Here is a 17,800-nt window from a genome sequence, read left to right on the forward strand (position 1 = left end):
ATCAATCGGTCGTTTTTACGAGGAAGCGCATACGCTCTTCCTCTGTCACGGTGGGTTTCAGGCGCTCTTCCTCGTCGGTGACGACGGGGATCGCCGCGATAAGGGCGCGGGTGTAGGGATGCTTCGGCTCGGCGAAAACCGCAGACGTCACCCCTTCCTCGACGATCTCGCCACGCAGCATGATAGCGATGCGCGAACAGAAATTGCGCATCAGCGAGAGGTCGTGCGAGATCATCAGATAGGTCAGGCCAAGCTCTTCCCGCAGCTGCAGCAGAAGGTCGATAACGGTCTTCTGCACGGAGACATCAAGCGCCGCCGTCGGCTCGTCGAGGATGAGGATCTTCGGTTCAGCCGCGAGTGCACGGGCAATGGCGACACGCTGCTTCTGTCCGCCGGAAAGTTCATGCGGATATTTACCGAGATAGGATTGCGGCAATCGCACCAGCCCCATCAGTTCCTGCATCCGGCGTTCGCGCGCCTCACCGTCCATACCGATGGATTTCAACGGCAGGTTAAGCGTCTGCCTGACCGTGCGCTTCGGATTAAGGGAAGTGCCCGGATTTTGATAGACGATCTGCGTCAGCCGCTTGCCACGCCCGGGAGATGGGGCGTCGATGACAAGATTGCCGGAGGTCGGGCGAGAAAGTCCCATGATCATCCGGGCGACCGAGGTTTTTCCAGAACCGGACTCGCCCGCAAGACCGAAAATTTCGCCGTCCTTCAGCGTCAGGTTCACGTCGCGCACGGCGTGGTAACCGTTGCGTCTGCCGTAAATCTTGTTCAGGCCCTCGATGGTAACGATCGGCGAGCGTGTGCTCTGCGCCAGATCGGCGACACGCGGACCGTAGAGCGGCGGCACCGCATCCAGCAGCGAACGCGTGTAGTCCGCAGCGGGAGCGTGCAGGATTTGCGTGCAGGGACCGGTCTCGACGATGTCGCCATGGTGCATAACCACGACCCGATCCGCCACCTTACGTACGACACCGAGATTATGGGTGATCATCAGCAGCGCCATATTTTCTTCGGCAACCAGCTGGTTGATGAGATTGAGAATTTCGTCCTGCGTGGTGACGTCGAGCGCGGTGCCGGGCTCATCCGCGATGAGGAGCTTCGGCTGATGCAGCAACGCAAGCCCGATCAACACGCGCTGGCGCATGCCGCCCGAAAGCTCGGACGGATAGGCATTCATGACCCGCTCGGTATCGCCAAGCTGCACGCGGCGCAGAACCGCTGCGATACGGGTGCGGCGCTCTGCCTTGGACGAGTTGATGCCGTTGCGCTTGTCGGCAAAGCGCATGACATCATCGAGATGCGTGCCGATCTTGAAGACCGGATTGAAGGAAGACAGCGGGTCCTGCATGATCAGCGAAAACGCCGTTCCCTTCAGCGCCTCGCGTTCCCTTCGCGGCATGGCGAGCACATCCCGCCCGTCGATGACAATGGCGCCGGAGGCAATAGTGGCATTCTTCGGCAAAGTGCCGATGATCGCCTTGGCGGTGACCGATTTACCCGATCCGGTTTCGCCGATCAGCGCCACCCGCTCGCCGGCTGAGACTGTGAAGGCGACATCGCGCAGCACCTGGCGCGTGCGACCGTAGTTGGTGAAGGTGACGTTGAGGTTTTCGACTTTAAGAAGCGGTTCAGTCATGGCTTTAGCTTTCCACGTCGAACATGTCACGCAGGCCGTCGCCCAGCAGATTGAAACCCAGCGTCACGTAAAGCACGGCCGCGCCGGGGCAGAGGACTTCCCACCAGAAATCCGGCATGAACTGGCGCCCATCGGCAACCATTGAGCCGAGATCGGGAGTTGGCGGTTTGACGCCGAAACCGAGGAAACTCAGCGTCGCGCCAAAGAGGATGACGAATGCCGCATCCAGCGTCGTCTTGACTGATATGACCGAGACGCAATTGGGCAGAATTTCGCGAAAGAGAATGTGCAGCGGACCCGCACCTGCAAGACGTGCCGCTTCGATGTAGTCCTCGGATGCGATGGATTTCGACACCGAATAGATCAGCCGCGCATGCCAGGTCCACCATAGAAGCGTGATCGCGATCATGGCGTTCATCAAGGTGGGTTCCAGCAGGTTGGAGACCGCCAGCGCCATGACGAGGGGCGGCATGGCCAGCATCACATTCGTCAGGCCACTGATGATTTTCTCGGTCCAGCCGCCGAAATAACCGGCGACCAGGCCAAGCACAGTGCCGACCGGGACCGAGATGCCGAGCACGCCGATGACGAGAAGAAGCGAGACCCTGAGCCCGAAGACAGTACGGGAAAAGATGTCGCGTCCGGCCTTGTCGGTTCCGAACCAGTGCTCCAGATCCGGCGGCATGTGGCGGGCACGGAAATCGACGACCGCGCCGATATGTTTGGGATAGGGTGTAAGCCAGGGCGCAAAGATCGCCAGAACCAGCACCGACAACAGGATCAGCGAACCGATGACCGCTGCCGGATTGCGGCTGAAGCGGTACCACATCATGTAACCGGCGCTTAAGCCCCGATCGGTGGGTTCGAGCATTTTCATATCAGCCATCAGCGAGCCTCCTTGCGGCGCAGGCGCGGGTCGATGATCGAGATCAGGACATCAACGATCAGGTTCGCAACGATGAAGAACAGGCCGGCCACCAGCACCACGGCAGTCACGGCATTGAGGTCTTTCTGAAGGATGGCGTTCAGCCCGTAGGACGCGAATCCGCCCCAGGCGAAGACCATTTCGATCACGAAGGCATTGCCGATCAGCGAGGCGAATTCGAGCCCCATGATCGTCAGCGGCGCGATGGAGGAAAGCTTCAGCAGATAACGGAAGATGATGACCCGCTCCGGCACGCCGAAGCTTTGCAGGGTGAGCACGTGATCCTTGCGCTGGTTCTCGATCATCGAGGAACGCGTGATGCGGGTGATCTGGCCGATACCGGCCATGGAGAGCGCAAAGGCCGGCAGCGCAAGGTGCTTCAGCGCATCCAGCACTACATCGAACCGTCCGGCAAGCGTACCGTCGATCAGGATGAAGCCCGTCGGGCCACCCTGCCAGCCAAGTGAGTGATCGATCCTACCGATGATCGGCCAGCCGGAGAGAAAGCGAGCGGCCAGCAATTGCAGCGTGATGGCAAACAAAAAGCTCGGGATCGTCACGCCGGTGAGCGAGAGGATACGGCCGATATGGTCGAGCGGACGGTCGCGGTAATGCGCCGTGATGACGCCGAGCGGGATGGCGACGGCAAACATGAAGATGACTGAGACCAGAACCAGTTCGACGGTCGCAGGAACGGTCTGGGCCAGATCGGTGGTGACGGGGCGCTGGGAAACCAGCGAGAAGCCCAGGTCACCGTGCAGGGCGTTGCCGATGTAGTCGAGGTATTGGGCGGAGAGCGGCTTATCGAGACCCATCTCGCCGCGCAGCGCATCAACTTGTTCCTGTGTTGCCGCAGGGCCGAGCGCCATGCGGGCGGGATCACCCGGCACCACACGGGCTAGAGCAAAAATCATGATGGACAGGGCGATCATGACCAGTACGAAAGCGCCGAGCCTGTTCAAAATCGCGACCAGCGGATGTTGCTGCATCGGTGGACCGTTCCTTGTGCATCAGTTTCCTGAGCACAAGTTTTCACCACATGTCCTTTTGAACAATCTCAGAAAGGTATAGTTTTTTGATAAATGAGTATAGGTTTTTGAATTAAGATCTCCTATCCCTGTCTGAATGACGCTTCTGCCGCGCACCACACTCTGCCGCCGTATCGCCAGCGAAACCGCAGGCGTGATCTTTCTGCGCGCGCCGGCGGGCGCCGGGAAAAGCGTTCTTATGGACTTGCTGGCACAAGAGCTGGGGACCGAGGTATGCCGGACGCACCAGCCCAGAAGTGATGAGGCGGCAAAAGGCTGTCTGCTATGGGATGTGCCGGTCTTCGCACGCGCGGTCCGCATGCCCGCCCCTATTCTGGAAACCGTGCGTTTCGTGGTCATCGCCTGCCGTCCGGATCAACGTATCAGCGGGCTGGCGCGGCAAATATTGCATCGTGGTTCGCTGACGATCGGAGCAAATGAACTGGCCTTTGGCCAAGATGAGACCGCGGGCCTTCCAACAGAACAGAAGCGTCTGGCGCTCGATGATTATGCGGGGTGGCCGGCCTTTCTGTCTCTCGCTCGCCTCGCCGACGAAAAACTATGCGTTGACTATCTGCGGGAAAATTATCTGCCGCATCTGTCACCGGCCCAGACGGTCGCGCTTTCGCTCTGGCTGGAAAATCCCTCGGCAGAACCCGACGCTGAATGGGCAGAACTTCTGCCGCCCTTCCTGATCGCAAACCCGGAAAAACACGGCACACTGATAAGGCTTCTGACCGTGGCAGCGGGAGAACGTCTCGCCACATTACAGGCTGGCAGGGCAGTGGTAGAGGTCGCTTCCGCATTCGAGAAGGAAGGGCGGGCGCTTGCGGCAATGGCCATGTTGCTTGACCGCGGTTATGAGACCCACGCCGCGCAAATCCTAGAACGCGCCCATGGGCGCGAACTGATCTACCGAAGCAGCGTCGACAGATTTCGCGAGATCATCATGCGGTTTTCGCAGGACATGATCGCGGCGAATGAAACAGTCCTCTTCGCCGTCACCCGCGCATTGCTGAAACAGGGCGAATTGCAACGCGTGCGCCATCTGCTTGGCAAGAGCCTGGGTTCGGATTATCTCGATCCACTCAAGGTGCTTGCCCGCGGTTCGCGTTTTTCCTTTGCCGCCCGCACCTTCCGGCTGAACCTGATGATTGCCGAGGACCTGACCCCCAATGACGCTGTGATAACGCGCCTCGGGGAATTCATGGCCGATTACCCCATGGACGATCACGGCAAATGGGCGGCCTATTACAATGCGTTGCTGGAATTCGAAATCCGCCGCCGTAATTTTCGCGAGGCCGAGGCCGCTGCCGCCCGCGCGCTTATCTATCTGCGCAAGATGGGCGGGCAGCCGCTGCTCGAATTCTTCATCCATCTGCACCAGATCGTCCTGCGACTGATGAGCGGTGATGTGCTCTTGGCCCGTCGCGCGGCACAGGATGCGCGCACGAGGTTGGAACAGGTGCCACACGACGCCGCGCAGGAGTTCCGAATGCTGCGGCTGGCGGAAGCCTGCCTTGCCTATGAGGCGGGAAAACCGCGCGACCTGTTGCACTTCGTCGAGCATGAATTCGACCACTTCGCCGCCTCCGAGATATGGCCGAGCCTGATGCAGTTTGCCCTGCATTATGCCTCGCAGGTGCTGATCGATCATTTTCCGATGACCGTTCGTCCGGGCTTTCTCGACGGCCTGTGGATTCACCTTTCGGAAGGGCTGCAATTCCATGCGATGATGGAGATCAGAACGGCCATCGCCTACCAGAACGCCAACCGCTGGGCGGATGCGGCAGCAACGCTATCGGCAATTCGCATGCCGATGGGTCGCAACTGGGTGGAGAGCGCAAATGAGGACCTTGCCCGGCTCACGCGGCGCGACGAAATCGCCTATGTGATGGCCTGGCTCCGCGACGCGGTACATCTTTTCACGCCGCGCGCCTATCTCGCCCGGCAGATGGATGCAATGATCGCCAACCCCAAGGTCACCAACCGCGAAAAGGTCGCGCTCAGAATATGGCAGAGCTATGCCGCACACCAGCGTCGTGACAGTGCCGGCGCCCGCGCCCATATCCTCAACGCACTTGAATCGGCGACGCGCCTTGGCTGCAACGGCGTCCTGTCGGAGGAGCGCATATTCCTGTCGCCGCTTCTGAACAATCGCCGTATCCGCGGTTTCATCGAAACCTCTTCCGATGTCCGGAACGCGCTGTCGATTTTCGCCGCCTCGGTCAACTCGCCGCAGGCACGCGCCCTGCATGGCGGGCTTTCACAGCGGGAAGCACAGATGCTGCAATTGCTGGCCAGCGGCATGTCGAACAAGAAGATCGCGCAGACCCTCAACATCTCGGAAGTGACGGTAAAATTCCATCTCGGAAACCTGTTCCGCAAGCTGGATTGCAAACGCCGCGCGGAAGCGATCCGCGCAGCGAAAGCGCTGGGCTGGCTTTGATCTCAAGTCGTGACTGCCGATCAGAAAAGCCAGCTACTCTTCCCGGAAGGCGCGGTTGATCTGGTCCGTCAGCGGCTTGGCGATATAGGACAGCGCGGTGCGCTCGCTGGTCTGGATGAAGGCCTCGGCGGGCATGCCCGGCATCAGCGGCGCATTGTTCAGCTTTTCCCGCTCGGCAACCGGTATGGAAATCCGCGCCAGATAATAGGAGAGGCCGGTCCTCTGGTCGGTGGTGATATCGGCGGCGATGCGGCTGACATGGCCTTCCAGTTCCGGCGTGACGCGCTGGTTGAACGCGGTCATCCGCAGCATCGCTTTTTGCCCTACCTGCAACTGGTCTATATCCTTCGGCACAATCTGCACCTCGAGCGCCAGTTCGTCCCCATCAGGCACGATGAGCATGATCGGGTCGGCCGGCGTCACCACGCCGCCCACTGTATGCACCGCCATTTCATGCACCATGCCGGATTGCGGCGCGATGATATCGATGCGCTTCAGCTCGTCCTCCGCAGCGACCTTCCGCTCAACATATTCACCCGTCTGCGCCTGTATCTCGCGCATTTCCCGGCCCACTTCGGTGCGCAATTCCTGATCGATCTGCAGGATCTGCAGTTTCGTTTCGGTGATCCTGCCCGCCGTCTGCGCCTGATAGGCGATTTTTTCGCCACGCTCACCGCCAAATGTCGCGGCCTGGGTCTGCAGGCTGTTCAGCCGCTGCACGGACACGATGCCCTGCTCCCGTAAGGACTTCTGCGAGGTTATCTCAGCCTGCAAAACCGCAAGCCCGTTGTCGTAGGCGACTTCCTGTGCCCTCAACCCTTCGATTTCATGTTCGAACTGGGTGATACGCTCCACAAGCTGCGCTTTGCGCCCCTCACGGTAGGATTTGCGGAATTCGAACAGCCTGGTTTCGCTGCGCATTGCGGAAGCGACATCGGGATCGTCCTTGCGCGCCACCAGAGCCTGTGGAAAAACGAGTTCCGGCAGATCGTCCCGTTCGGCCTCCAGCCTTGCCATGCGCGCGCTCAGCTCATCCAGCCGCTTGGTCACTATGGCGAGATTAGCGCGGGTCTGGGTGGCGTCGAGACGCATGACGACGTCGCCGGCCTTTACCCTGCCACCTTCGCTCACCAGAATTTCACCGACGACGCCACCCTTGGGGTGCTGTACCTTCTTGATATAGGAATCGACCACAAGATGACCGGACGCGACGACCGCGCCAGCAAGATTTGTCGTCGCTGCCCATCCGCCGACGCCGGCCAGCAGTGCGGCGCTTGCGGCAAGACCGGCAAGAAGATGTTTGCGGATAGAGCGGGACACCTGCGTGCGCTGGTCAATTTTTGACATCCGTATCTCCTTCCTGCCTGTTCTCCTCGCCGCTCTCTTCCACCGCCACCGTCTTAGGTTGGGTATTCGCGACGACACGCAATGGTGAAACCGTGTGCGCGGATGCGGTGAAACCTTTCGCCGCTTGAGCATTCGGAGTGCGCAGCACTTTCGAGAGAACCTCGTCGCGCGGACCGAAGGCCTTCATCCGCCCCTCCTCCATCATCAGAATGAAATCGACGGCACCGATCGCGCTGGGCCGATGCGCGACGACGATGGCGATACCGTTGCGCGCCTTGACCGACGCGATCGCCCTGACGACGGCGGCCTCGCCCTCTGCATCGAGATTGGCATTCGGCTCGTCCAGCACGACGATGAAGGGATCGCCATAAAGCGCACGCGCGAGACCGATACGCTGGCGTTGTCCTGCCGAAAGCGCGGAACCGGCCTCACCTATATCGCTGTCATACCCCTTTTCGAAGCGCAGGATCAGGTCGTGCGCACCGGCGGCTTTCGCAGCGGCAATGATTGCGTCGGGATCGGGATTGTCCTCGAAACGGGAAATGTTTTCGCCGATCGTGCCGTCGAAAAGCTCCACGCCCTGCGGCAGATAACCGATATGGCGGCCGAGGGCTTCGCGATCCCATTGATCGAAGCTCGCACCATCAAGCCGCACCTTGCCGGCGGCGGGCGTCCAGGCTCCGGTGAGAATGCGCGAGAGGGTGGATTTTCCCGAGCCGGACGGGCCGATGACACCGAGCGCATTCCCGGCGGTCATGACGAAACCAAGGCCCGCGACGGTCGGTTTTCTCTCTCCCGGCGGAATGATGGTGACGTTTTCGACTTTCAACTCTCTCTCAGGCTTCGGCAGTGCCATTGCGGTCGCCGTTACCGGCATCTGCGCAAAAAGCTCCCTTAGCCGCGCCCAACTCTGGCGGGCGGCAACAAAGGACTTCCAGTTGGATATTGCAAGATCGACGGGCGCCAAAGCCCGACCCATCATGATCGAACTGGCGATCATCACGCCGCCTGAGGCCTCCTGCTGAATGACCAGCCATGCGCCGACCGCCAAAATGGCCGATTGCAGCACGATCCGCAGGGATTTTGCGATATTGCCGAGGCCGCCGGCCACGTCGCCCGCCTTGCGGTTGGCGGCGAGATAAGCCTCGTTGGAGATTTGCCAGCGTTTGCCAAGCCGGCCGCCGAGCCCCATGGCCTGCACGACTTCGGCGTTGCGGCGCGAGGCTTCCAGCTGCCGGTTGCGCGCCATGTTTTCGACCATGGTGTCGCGGATCGGCTTCTGAGAGAACATATTCGTCAAGATGGTCAGGGATATAAGCAGAACGGCACCGGCAAGAGCCGTCACGCCGATCCAGAAATGGAACAGAAAACATATGCCAAGGTAGAGCGGCATCCAAGGCAGATCGAAAAAGGCGGTGGGCCCCGTGCCGGAAAGAAAACCGCGCACGTTGTCGAGATCGCGCAGCGGCTGCAGGCCGTCCCCCGGCATACGGTTGACGAGCGGCAGGCGCACCACCGCATCATGCACCTTGCCGGAATAGCGCATGTCGAAGTCCTCGCCGATACGGATCAGGACCCGGGCGCGGATGATGTCGAGCAGGCACTGGAAGCCATAGAGGCCGAGCGCAAGAATGGCGATCCCGACAAGTGTCGGCAAACTGCCGCTGGCCAGCACCCGGTCGTAAACCTGAAGCATGAACAGGGGCGACGTCAGCGCCAGGATGTTGACCACACCGCTGACGAGCGCCACACCGAAAAACGTGCTTTTAAGGGGCGAAACAACCGCCGCAGTGAGGGACTGCGGCGGTGTCTGCTGGTGGTTTTGAAAGCCCACAGCCTGATTTTCCTTTAAGCGGCAAGCGCCGATGCGCTGGCGAAAATGAAGTCCGATGCGTCCAGTACGCTTGCATCGACACCGTTGAGCGTGATGGATACGGACGTGTCTGCTGCCGAAAGGATAACGGCATTTCCGTTATCGTTATACCACAACAAATCATTCACCGAAGTTGCACCCCAAGCGGAAACATCAAGCGTATCCGTACCATCCTGATAACCGTAGGTTCCGGTCGGGCCGGCGTTCACGACGTCATTGCCGCCGGAGAATAGGAAGGTGTCCGCGCCGGCAAAGCCCGTCAGGGTATTGGAAGCGGCCGTATCCTCGATCACCGTGCCGGTGGCCGCGAAGTAGTCATAGAAGCCGGACAGAGAGCCGAAACGGGCAAGCTGGTAAACGGCGAGATCGAGAAGATCGCGAGCGCCTGCGAGCGAGTAGGAGCCGTCGGGATCGATCAACAGTTCCTGCTGGCTGACGGCGATGCCGCTAGTGGACTGGCTGTAGCCGGTGCCGAGAACGATGCTGTCGACCGAACCTGTCAGGTTGCCCTGGGAGTATTGCAGGGCACCGCTCATGACAATGCCCTTGCCACCGTTGCTGCCATCGCCCCACGCCTCATAGGTCGTGTTCGGATCGATAGTGGTAGTGGCGAGAGAGCTGGTCTGAGCGTCGTAGAACGCACCATAGGTCGAACCGAAACCGCTCGTCCAACCGTTGAGGTAACCGATCAGGTCGGAGGAAGACTGCGTCAGTTGAATTGTGGTAGCCATAGGTGTACTCCTTTGCTGGCCAATAGGGATACCTTTGTCATGTGACGAAGGCGTTTCATCTCCGGGACGGGCTGCAACCCCAGCCCGGAGAATTTCTTCCGCGCATCAGAACTTCACGTTCATCGTTGCGATAAATGTGCGGCCCGGCGCGGTATAGGCACTGGCTGCCGGGATGTATTTGCGGTCGGTCAGGTTGTTGACCGCGAAACGAAGCGTCGCCTTTTCGTTGAAGGTATAGGAGCCGTATAGGTCCACCGTCGTGTAGGGATCGGTTACCTCCCGCAGATTACCCTCCGTATCGAGCGTCCGCGATTGCGTCGGCGTGACATGGTTGAGCCGTGCGCCCATAGAGAATTTTTCCTCGAAGAAACGCATGCCGCCATCGAGCGTCAGCTTCACCTTGGGTGCAACGTCACCCGGCCATGCGACGATCTCGCCGCTTGTCGTGGTCGTGCCGTTAGAGAAAACCTGGGTTTTGTCCGGCCAATCGGTCTTCAGCAGCGTCGCTGAGCCACCAAGCCAGAAGCTTCGCGCATCGTAATTGCCCTCGAATTCAAGGCCGCGCATATAGGTCGTGCCATCGAGATTGACGAAGCTGGTATAGGTCCGATCCGCCACCTGATCCGTGACGAGATAACCGAGAGCGATGTAATCCTTCACCTCACGGCGAAAGGCGGCCATTTTGATGCGGACGGAATCGTTGTCCAGCAGCACGCCGTCAAAGCTCATATTCGCGCCGATTTCGTAAGTGGTGGCTTTTTCGGCCCGCAGGGATGTGTTCGGGGCATATTCATATCCGGGGCTGTCCCCCGGACGGGCACCGGCAAAGAGAGCCTCGAGAATTGTCGGCGGACGCAGGCTTTGGGAATAGCTCACATAGGGACGGAACCAGTCGACGGGTTTCAGTTCAATCGTGGCGGAGGGTAGCCAGGCACTGTAGGTGCGATCGATATCGACATTGTGCTCCGGGTAGTCGGTAACGGGTATCGGTGGCGTAATTGTGCCAGTTCCAGGCATGCAACCTGCCGAAGCATTAGGCCAGGCACGCGCCAGATAAAGCGCGTAGCGCGCAGTCCAGGACGGGTTGGCGGGAAGGAACACCTGATTGAAATAGTCGAGAGGTGTGTAATGGTTGCCGACTGGATCGCAGGGGACAGAGGTGTCTACGAGATAGCTGCGGGTACTGTAATAAGTCGCCGATCCCTTCAGGCGTGACCAGTCGTAACGCACGCCGCCACTTAGCGTGATCCAATCCGCCGGCTCCAGCTCACCGTTTAAAAACAGGCTCGCGACATCGCGCCGCCCGGCGGGGCTGAAAGCCGTGTAGCTGGTAGCAAAGGAGGGGTTTTCCTTGATCTTGGAGCTCATAGCAACGGATGTGGCTATATCCCGGAAGGCTTCGGCCCCATAATTTAGGCTGAGCGCACCCGCCTTGGTGTCGAAACGACTGGTATTTTCCAAGTTGCCACCGAAGCTGCGCAGGCCCATATCTAGATTGGTCTCCACCGCATAAGTGCGCGCCGATCGCAACTCGTGCGTCATATTGTCGTTCAGCCACAACGACGATTTGAAATCGATGAGTTCGCTTTCGGGGTCCCAGTCCAGCTTCGCGACGACGCTGTCGTTGCGTACACTTTCCCTGTCGACCACGGTGGACGCACCCTGAACAAAATCATTCTGCTGATGCATCCATGACAACGAAGTCTGCACATCCCCGAAGTCACCTTCGCCCTTGAAAAAGGTCGACCAACCGTCCCTGCCGAGCAGATCCTTCATCGTCAAAGCGGTGCTTTGGGCCTCACCCTTGGTTCCGATCTTGTATTCATCCATGATCGTGCGGCTGTAACCGGCAACAAAGGAGAGAGGGCCATTCGGCTCACGAACTGCGGCCAGAACCGAACCCTGAAAATCGTAACCATTGGTGCCACGGGAGACATTCACCTCAGCCCCCTTGTTCGCACCCTCGGGGATCAGATCGGCGGCGCTGACGGTACGGAACTCGACCTTCCCGCCAAGCGAACCCGCGTTACCCGACCTCGCATTGGTTATTTTCTCGATCTCGACAGCACGGATAAAGGCAACATCGACGTAACCCTGCCCGGCGCTCGCGGTGTAACTCGTGGCCCCGCCGAAAGCTGCGCCACGCTGCGCATTCTGCCGCGCACCATCAATGGAGACGACCACGCGGCCGCTTTCCTGCAAGCCACGTATATTGGGCGAAACGGTAGGGAAGCTGCCGTTGCCCTCACCGGCATAGACGCCGGAGACGCGGTTGAAGACATCGCGCGTGTTGCGCACGCCAGCGGACTGGATCGCCTCGCGACTGACGACGCTGACACTGGCGGGTGTTTCATAAACCCAGTCGGGCGTTCCCTGATAACCGGTGCCAGCAATGGAATTGCGTCCGGTTTTTCCGGTCACTGTAATTTCTTCCAGAACGGTAGTGCCTTCCGCCCCGGAAAGATCGGCAGCGGCCTGCCCCGAGCCGATGACGACGGTTCTGCCACTTCCGGTAAACCGGAAATTCACGCCCGTGCCGGCCAGAAGCCGGGACAGCGCATCCCGCACCGTAAAACTGCCGGTAACGGCATTGGTGCGCACATTGCCGGCGGACGGCGTGGCAAGCGTAACCTGCAGACCGGATTGCCGCCCGAAAACGCCGACAACGGAGGACAGCGGCTGGGCGGGAATATTAAAAGGCCGCGTTGCACCCTGCTCGCCACCGGAGCGCTGACCATTGGCGGCATTCGGTCCGCTCTGCGCAAAAGCCGGTACCGACATAGAAACGACCACCGCCGTTGTCGCCAAAAGCACGGTCATACGTGCCGGCTTTGCCGCGTTTTTCCCTGAACCGTTCATACGTATCTGGAGGCGCATACTGCTTTTGTCTTCCTGTCTTCGCTCCGGCTATATCTTGACCGGATTACTCAACAAAAAGACGATTGCCTCGGCAGTTTTTTTCAGGGTTTCGGAGAATTTTTTATAAACGACTGAAAATAAATACGATTTTTTGTTTTATGGCGCTTCAGAAACGGGTGATGATGCGGGCGGTATTGGCAATTGCATGCACCTTGCCCTTATAGGGTTCCACCAATGCTTCCAGCGCACGGTCCGGATCGCGAAGATTGTAGAAGCCAGTCACACGCTGCTCTGCAAGCGTCTTGTCCGCCATCGTCAGCCATGCGGGATGATACCGCTGGATTTGCTCGACGACAGAACCGATCGTCGCATCCACAACGTAAAGCTCGCCGTTGCGCCAGCCACCAATATCCTCGACGGGAACGGTCTCTTTCCGGATTGTACCGGAGGCGTCGACAACCAGCATCTCACCCGGCACCAGCCGCGTTGGTGGCGCGTTGCGGAAGGAAGCTTCCACGGAACCATGCGCAAGCGCGACTTGCGTCACGCCATCCGTCATGTCGACATCGAAAGCCGTGCCAAGCACTTGGACGGTCAGGTTTTTCGCCTCCACGACAAAGGGACGGTCGCTATCCGGCACGACATCAAAAAAAGCTTCGCCCTTCAGCACCTTCACATTACGGCGGCCATTGGCAAAATCAGTGGTAAGCGCACTTGCCGCGGCAAGCTGCACCCTGCTGCCGTCTTCAAGGGTTATGGTGCGGCTCTCTGCGGTACTGGTCTGATATTCGGCCTTGATATGGACGAAAAGCGTGGGAACGAACAGCACCGCAAGACAGAGAGACACTGCTGCCACCGCCATGCCGGCATAATGCCGCAAGGACCAGCGCCGTCGCGATGCCTGTTTTCCGGCAACGCCAGGCAGGTGCTCCGCGTATTCCCAGAGGCTCTTTAAACCCGGCTCGACCAGACCGAGATTGCGCCAAGTCTTGCATGTCCGCTCCCAGGCCAGACGATTTGCCGGCGAAGCAGCCAACCATCGATCAAATTCCGCCTTCAGCCGCGGTTCCGCCGAACCCGTCTGCAGGCGTATCAGCCAGTCGGCAGCCTCTTCCGCCTTCCCGGTCGGCAATGTTATTTTTTTATCGGGATCAATTGTCATTGAGCCGGTCAGTTCCTTTGACTGGGCGGAGGAGATGCCTCGTCTTCCGTGTTGCTTTAAAGACGTTTGAGGGAGAACTTTTTTTCACAAGATGAAACAATAAAGGCTATTTTACTGCATTTCTTTGGTAATGGCGGCAATACTACTCTTAATCAGACGGTGGGCGCTAGCCACGGATACGCCGAGGTGACGGGCGATCTCTTCCATATTGTAGCCGCCAAATCTATGCATTTCCAATGCCACACGCGCCTGGACCGGCAGAGAGGCCAAAATAGTCTGCATCTGCCGGACCTCGTCGCAGAACAGGGCATGCTCTTCTGGTGTGCCGTGACCCTGCGGTACGCCCCAGAACGGGGTATCGTCGGGCCGCTCCCGCAGGTCCTGCCGGTTGCGGCGGCGATTATCGAGGGCGAGGTTGCGGACGATGCGGAAAAGATAGGATTTGAGGTTGGAAGGATTGCCGGAACCTTCGGGAACGAATTTCAGGAATGCCTCCTGAACCACGTCCTCCGCGTCCGCCCGCGACCCTAAAATAAGCGCGGCGTATTTGATCAGGTCAACCCTGTGCGCGACGTAAGCGTTATAACGCTTGTCATCTTCCCGTATGCCCATGTCTCAACCGAGAGAAATTTCAAGGATAAACGAAACTGCAAGCCCCCAAACGACAAAGCAGTTTTCCCGTCTAAACCTCTAGCACCCAAACTCTCGACCGAACAGCTATTTCATGACTATTATTATCAAGAATTTGTGCGGTCGCGGGCCCTGCAACAGCCAGAGACTCGCAGACCCGGCGGCAGGCGCGGCCGGGTCCTGTGATAGCGTCAGATTGCGCCGTCGACTATTACCATCGGCCTGCCCTGCGAACAGGGTTCGATGCGCGCATCGATGCGGTAGATATCGCGCAGCATGGCCGGGGTTATCACCGTCTCGGTGCTGCCGCTCACCACCATTTCGCCGCGCGCGATCACCATCGTATTCTCGCAATAACGAAGCGCATGATTGAGGTCGTGCAGGGCGATCAGCACGATCATGCCAGTCTTCTGGGCAAGGTCGGTCACAAACCCCAGAACCTCGACCTGCCGGTGGAGGTCGAGAGCAGATGTCGGCTCGTCCATCAACAGCACCTCCGGCTTGCGGGCCAGCGCCTGCGCCAGGGACACAAGCTGCCGCTGACCGCCAGACAATTCGCCGAGCCCCCGGAAGGCGAGATCGTGGATTTTCAGCGCCTTGAGAATGGCGTCGATCTCAAACAGCTCATCGTCGTGAACACGCCACCCGCCGCCCTGCTTGGCGGACAGAAGCACGGATTCGTAAACCGTCAGCACGGCGTTGGCGCCGGTGTCCTGCGGCATGTAGCAGATGGCCCGGTTGCCGCGTGCCGTATCTGACAACTCGACAAGCCCGGGACCGGAGATCAGGCTGGCGATGCGCTTGAAAAGCGTGGACTTGCCGGCAGCGTTCGGGCCAATGACCGCCGTGACACTGCCGCTTTCCAGCGTATCGATGCCGACCTTGGAGAGAACAGTCGTGCGGCCGTAGGCAGCGCCGACATCCTTCAATGCGAGCGCTACCATGCGCGTCTCCTGTTGCCGAAAATGAGCGCGAAAAAGAACGGTACGCCAACCAGCGCCGTGATGACGCCGATTGGCAGAATTGCGCCGGGAATGAGTATCTTGCTGATGACAGAGGTTGCCGACAGCAGCAGCGCCCCGCAGATCACCGAGCCCGGCAGGAAGAACCGCTGATCTTCGCCCACCACCATGCGGGCTATGTGCGGGCCGACAAGCCCGACGAAACCGATGGTACCAACGAAAGAAACCGGAATCGCGGCCAGAAGGCTGACCGTCAGCATGGTCTGCAGCCGCAGCCGACGCACATTGATGCCCATGCTGGCTGCCTTGTCGTCACCCAGCCGAAGCGCAGTCAGCGCCCATGCGTTGCGCATGAACATCGGCACCGTAACGAGAAGAATACCACCGGTGATATAGACCTTTTCCCACGTGGCCTTGGTCAGGCTGCCCATGGTCCAGAAAACGACGGCGGCGAGCGCCTGTTCGGAAGCCAGATATTCAAGCAGCGACAATGCGGCATTGAAGGTGAACACCAGCGCGATGCCGAGAAGGACGATAGTCTCCACGGTTACGCCGCGCATCGTCGAGGCAAAATGAATGAACAGGGCGGCAATCATCGCCATGATGAAGGCGTTGATCGGCACCATGTACTGGACGGCACCGGGAAAGATCGCAACGCCGCCAACAAGGGCCAGCGCGGCGCCGAAACTGGCAGCGGCCGAAATGCCGAGCGTAAACGGGCTGGCGAGAGGATTGGACAGGATGGTCTGCATCTGTGCGCCCGCAACCGAAAGCGACGCGCCGACGGTGACCGCCATCAGCGCAATCGGCATGCGGATATCCCATATCACCACCCGAAGCTGGTTTGCAGCAGCAGCCGGATCGGCAATCGTCGCCAGAACTTCTGATATCGTGTAGCGCGCCGGACCAAGTGCCATGTCGGCAGCCATAGTGAAACAAAGGGCGATGAAAAGCCCGAAGAGAATAACGATCCTTCGTGCGGCAAGGGCGCGATATTGATCGCGCCCACTTACGCCAACGGCGCTTTCATTCAACGAACTCATTCATTCGAACCTTTTTCGAGGGATGCGAAGTATCCCGGCTTGTAGGTGACGGGCAGGAATTTCCGGTGAAATTCCTCAAAATTCTTCTCGGGATCGAGATCGGCGAAGAGCTCGGGATGGAACCACTTGGCGAATTGCTGAATCGGAAAGAACTCGTAGGGCGCGCCGTAGAACTGGTGCCACACGGCATGGACATTGCCCTGTTTGACAGCCTTCAGTTCCGGAAACGGCGTGCGCCTCATCAGGTTTGTCAGTCTTTTCCGGGAAAGAGCCATGTCGGCTCCGCGTCCAACGGGAACGAACTGGTTGATATCGGATTCAGCCGCCCAGTTTGAGCCGGTTACGATGACATGATCCGGATCGGCAACGACGAGCTGCTCGGGATTGAGATCGCCGAACGTCGTCTTGATGATGCCGTCGGCAATATTATCGCCGCCAGCGAGATCGACCATTGCGCCGAAATTGACCGGGCCGAAGGTGCGGCAGCAATTGTCCTCACCGGAAATGCCGGGCGCGCGCTCGATGAAGACGCCGGGACGCTTCAGGTCTTTGACGCTGGCGAGCCGGTCGGTCACGCGGGCGATTTCTGCACGGCGATAGGCGATGAATTCCTTTGCGCGCTCTTGCGCGCCAAACATTTTCCCGAGAATTTCAATCGAGGCTTCGCTGTTCTTTTCGGGATTGATGCGAAAATCGAGATAGACGATCTTGATTCCGGCGGCGGCGGCCTTCTCTTCGAAACCACTTTCCTTGGCGGATTTTTCCGCTTCCAGATTGAGGGTGATCACGTCAGGCGAAAGGGTAATGGCCGTTTCCAGACTGAAATCGCCCTGCGGCACATAACCGAAGCGCGGCAGTTTTTCGATCTGCGGAAAGCGCTCGACATAGGCGGCGTAGCTGTCAGGGTCCTTCTTGAGGAGATCGTCACGCCAGCCGACGATGGTGTCGAAGGTCTGGTCGCCCTTGAGCGCCGCGATGACGTGGATCTGGCGCGCCTCACCGACTATGACACGTTTGACAGGCAGGTCCAGCTCGACCTTGCGTCCGGTGACATCGGTGATTTCTCCGGCATAAGCCGGCAAAGCGAGAAGAGACAAAGCCAGCACCGCAAGATGCCTGAGAGCGTTAAGCCGCATGAGAAGT

General features: G+C 59.2%; 13 protein-coding genes. 1 reads left to right on the top strand and 12 read right to left on the bottom strand.

The window, feature by feature from the left end; translation table 11 throughout:
* Position 1 precedes the first annotated feature (1 nt).
* Genes AB4Z23_RS05370 through AB4Z23_RS05380 form a run of 3 tightly spaced genes read right to left on the bottom strand, consistent with a single transcriptional unit; the run spans position 2 to position 3,562 of the window.
* Entirely contained in the window at positions 2 to 1,648 is a 1,647-nt protein-coding gene (locus tag AB4Z23_RS05370; RefSeq protein WP_035199488.1) for an ATP-binding cassette domain-containing protein, read from the bottom strand.
* A gap of 4 nt (positions 1,649 to 1,652) precedes the next feature.
* Complete coding sequence (locus AB4Z23_RS05375) at positions 1,653 to 2,534, bottom strand: ABC transporter permease (RefSeq protein ID WP_019564714.1); 882 nt, start codon at positions 2,532 to 2,534, stop codon at positions 1,653 to 1,655.
* On the bottom strand, positions 2,534 to 3,562 hold the full coding sequence (locus AB4Z23_RS05380; protein ID WP_111782960.1) for an ABC transporter permease: 1,029 nt from the start codon (positions 3,560 to 3,562) through the stop codon (positions 2,534 to 2,536). The genes AB4Z23_RS05375 and AB4Z23_RS05380 overlap by 1 nt, the downstream gene beginning before the upstream one ends.
* A 136-nt stretch (positions 3,563 to 3,698) precedes the next feature.
* Between AB4Z23_RS05380 and AB4Z23_RS05385 the strand changes: the two genes are divergently transcribed.
* The gene (locus AB4Z23_RS05385; RefSeq protein ID WP_161986913.1) at positions 3,699 to 6,050 is read left to right on the top strand and encodes a helix-turn-helix transcriptional regulator; all 2,352 of its coding nucleotides are present in this window, start codon (positions 3,699 to 3,701) and stop codon (positions 6,048 to 6,050) included.
* Positions 6,051 to 6,083: 33 nt separating this feature from the next.
* Here AB4Z23_RS05385 and AB4Z23_RS05390 read toward each other — a convergent pair whose 3' ends face one another.
* The 9 genes from AB4Z23_RS05390 to AB4Z23_RS05430 form a co-directional block, all read right to left on the bottom strand.
* Positions 6,084 to 7,397 (bottom strand): HlyD family type I secretion periplasmic adaptor subunit, encoded by a 1,314-nt coding sequence (locus AB4Z23_RS05390; RefSeq protein ID WP_065687776.1) that lies wholly within the window; start codon positions 7,395 to 7,397, stop codon positions 6,084 to 6,086.
* Positions 7,384 to 9,231 (bottom strand): type I secretion system permease/ATPase, encoded by a 1,848-nt coding sequence (locus AB4Z23_RS05395; RefSeq protein ID WP_065687777.1) that lies wholly within the window; start codon positions 9,229 to 9,231, stop codon positions 7,384 to 7,386. The genes AB4Z23_RS05390 and AB4Z23_RS05395 overlap by 14 nt, the downstream gene beginning before the upstream one ends.
* 14 nt (positions 9,232 to 9,245) lie before the next feature.
* Complete coding sequence (locus AB4Z23_RS05400; protein WP_065687778.1) at positions 9,246 to 10,001, bottom strand: hypothetical protein; 756 nt, start codon at positions 9,999 to 10,001, stop codon at positions 9,246 to 9,248.
* Between the two features lie 105 nt (positions 10,002 to 10,106).
* The gene (locus AB4Z23_RS05405) at positions 10,107 to 12,878 is read right to left on the bottom strand and encodes a TonB-dependent receptor (protein ID WP_065687779.1); all 2,772 of its coding nucleotides are present in this window, start codon (positions 12,876 to 12,878) and stop codon (positions 10,107 to 10,109) included.
* Between the two features lie 148 nt (positions 12,879 to 13,026).
* The gene (locus AB4Z23_RS05410) at positions 13,027 to 14,022 is read right to left on the bottom strand and encodes a FecR family protein (protein WP_441360020.1); all 996 of its coding nucleotides are present in this window, start codon (positions 14,020 to 14,022) and stop codon (positions 13,027 to 13,029) included.
* A gap of 111 nt (positions 14,023 to 14,133) precedes the next feature.
* On the bottom strand, positions 14,134 to 14,634 hold the full coding sequence (locus tag AB4Z23_RS05415) for an RNA polymerase sigma factor (RefSeq protein WP_065687781.1): 501 nt from the start codon (positions 14,632 to 14,634) through the stop codon (positions 14,134 to 14,136).
* Between the two features lie 209 nt (positions 14,635 to 14,843).
* Entirely contained in the window at positions 14,844 to 15,596 is a 753-nt protein-coding gene (locus AB4Z23_RS05420) for an ABC transporter ATP-binding protein (protein WP_003511038.1), read from the bottom strand.
* The gene (locus AB4Z23_RS05425; protein ID WP_065687782.1) at positions 15,590 to 16,657 is read right to left on the bottom strand and encodes a FecCD family ABC transporter permease; all 1,068 of its coding nucleotides are present in this window, start codon (positions 16,655 to 16,657) and stop codon (positions 15,590 to 15,592) included. The genes AB4Z23_RS05420 and AB4Z23_RS05425 overlap by 7 nt, the downstream gene beginning before the upstream one ends.
* Positions 16,654 to 17,793: an ABC transporter substrate-binding protein gene (locus AB4Z23_RS05430; protein WP_065688003.1), complete on the bottom strand. Its 1,140-nt coding sequence runs from the start codon at positions 17,791 to 17,793 to the stop codon at positions 16,654 to 16,656. The genes AB4Z23_RS05425 and AB4Z23_RS05430 overlap by 4 nt, the downstream gene beginning before the upstream one ends.
* Positions 17,794 to 17,800 lie beyond the last annotated feature (7 nt).

The sequence above is a fragment of the Agrobacterium sp. MCAB5 genome, assembly GCF_052114365.1.
GTDB classification, from domain to species: domain Bacteria; phylum Pseudomonadota; class Alphaproteobacteria; order Rhizobiales; family Rhizobiaceae; genus Agrobacterium; species Agrobacterium tumefaciens.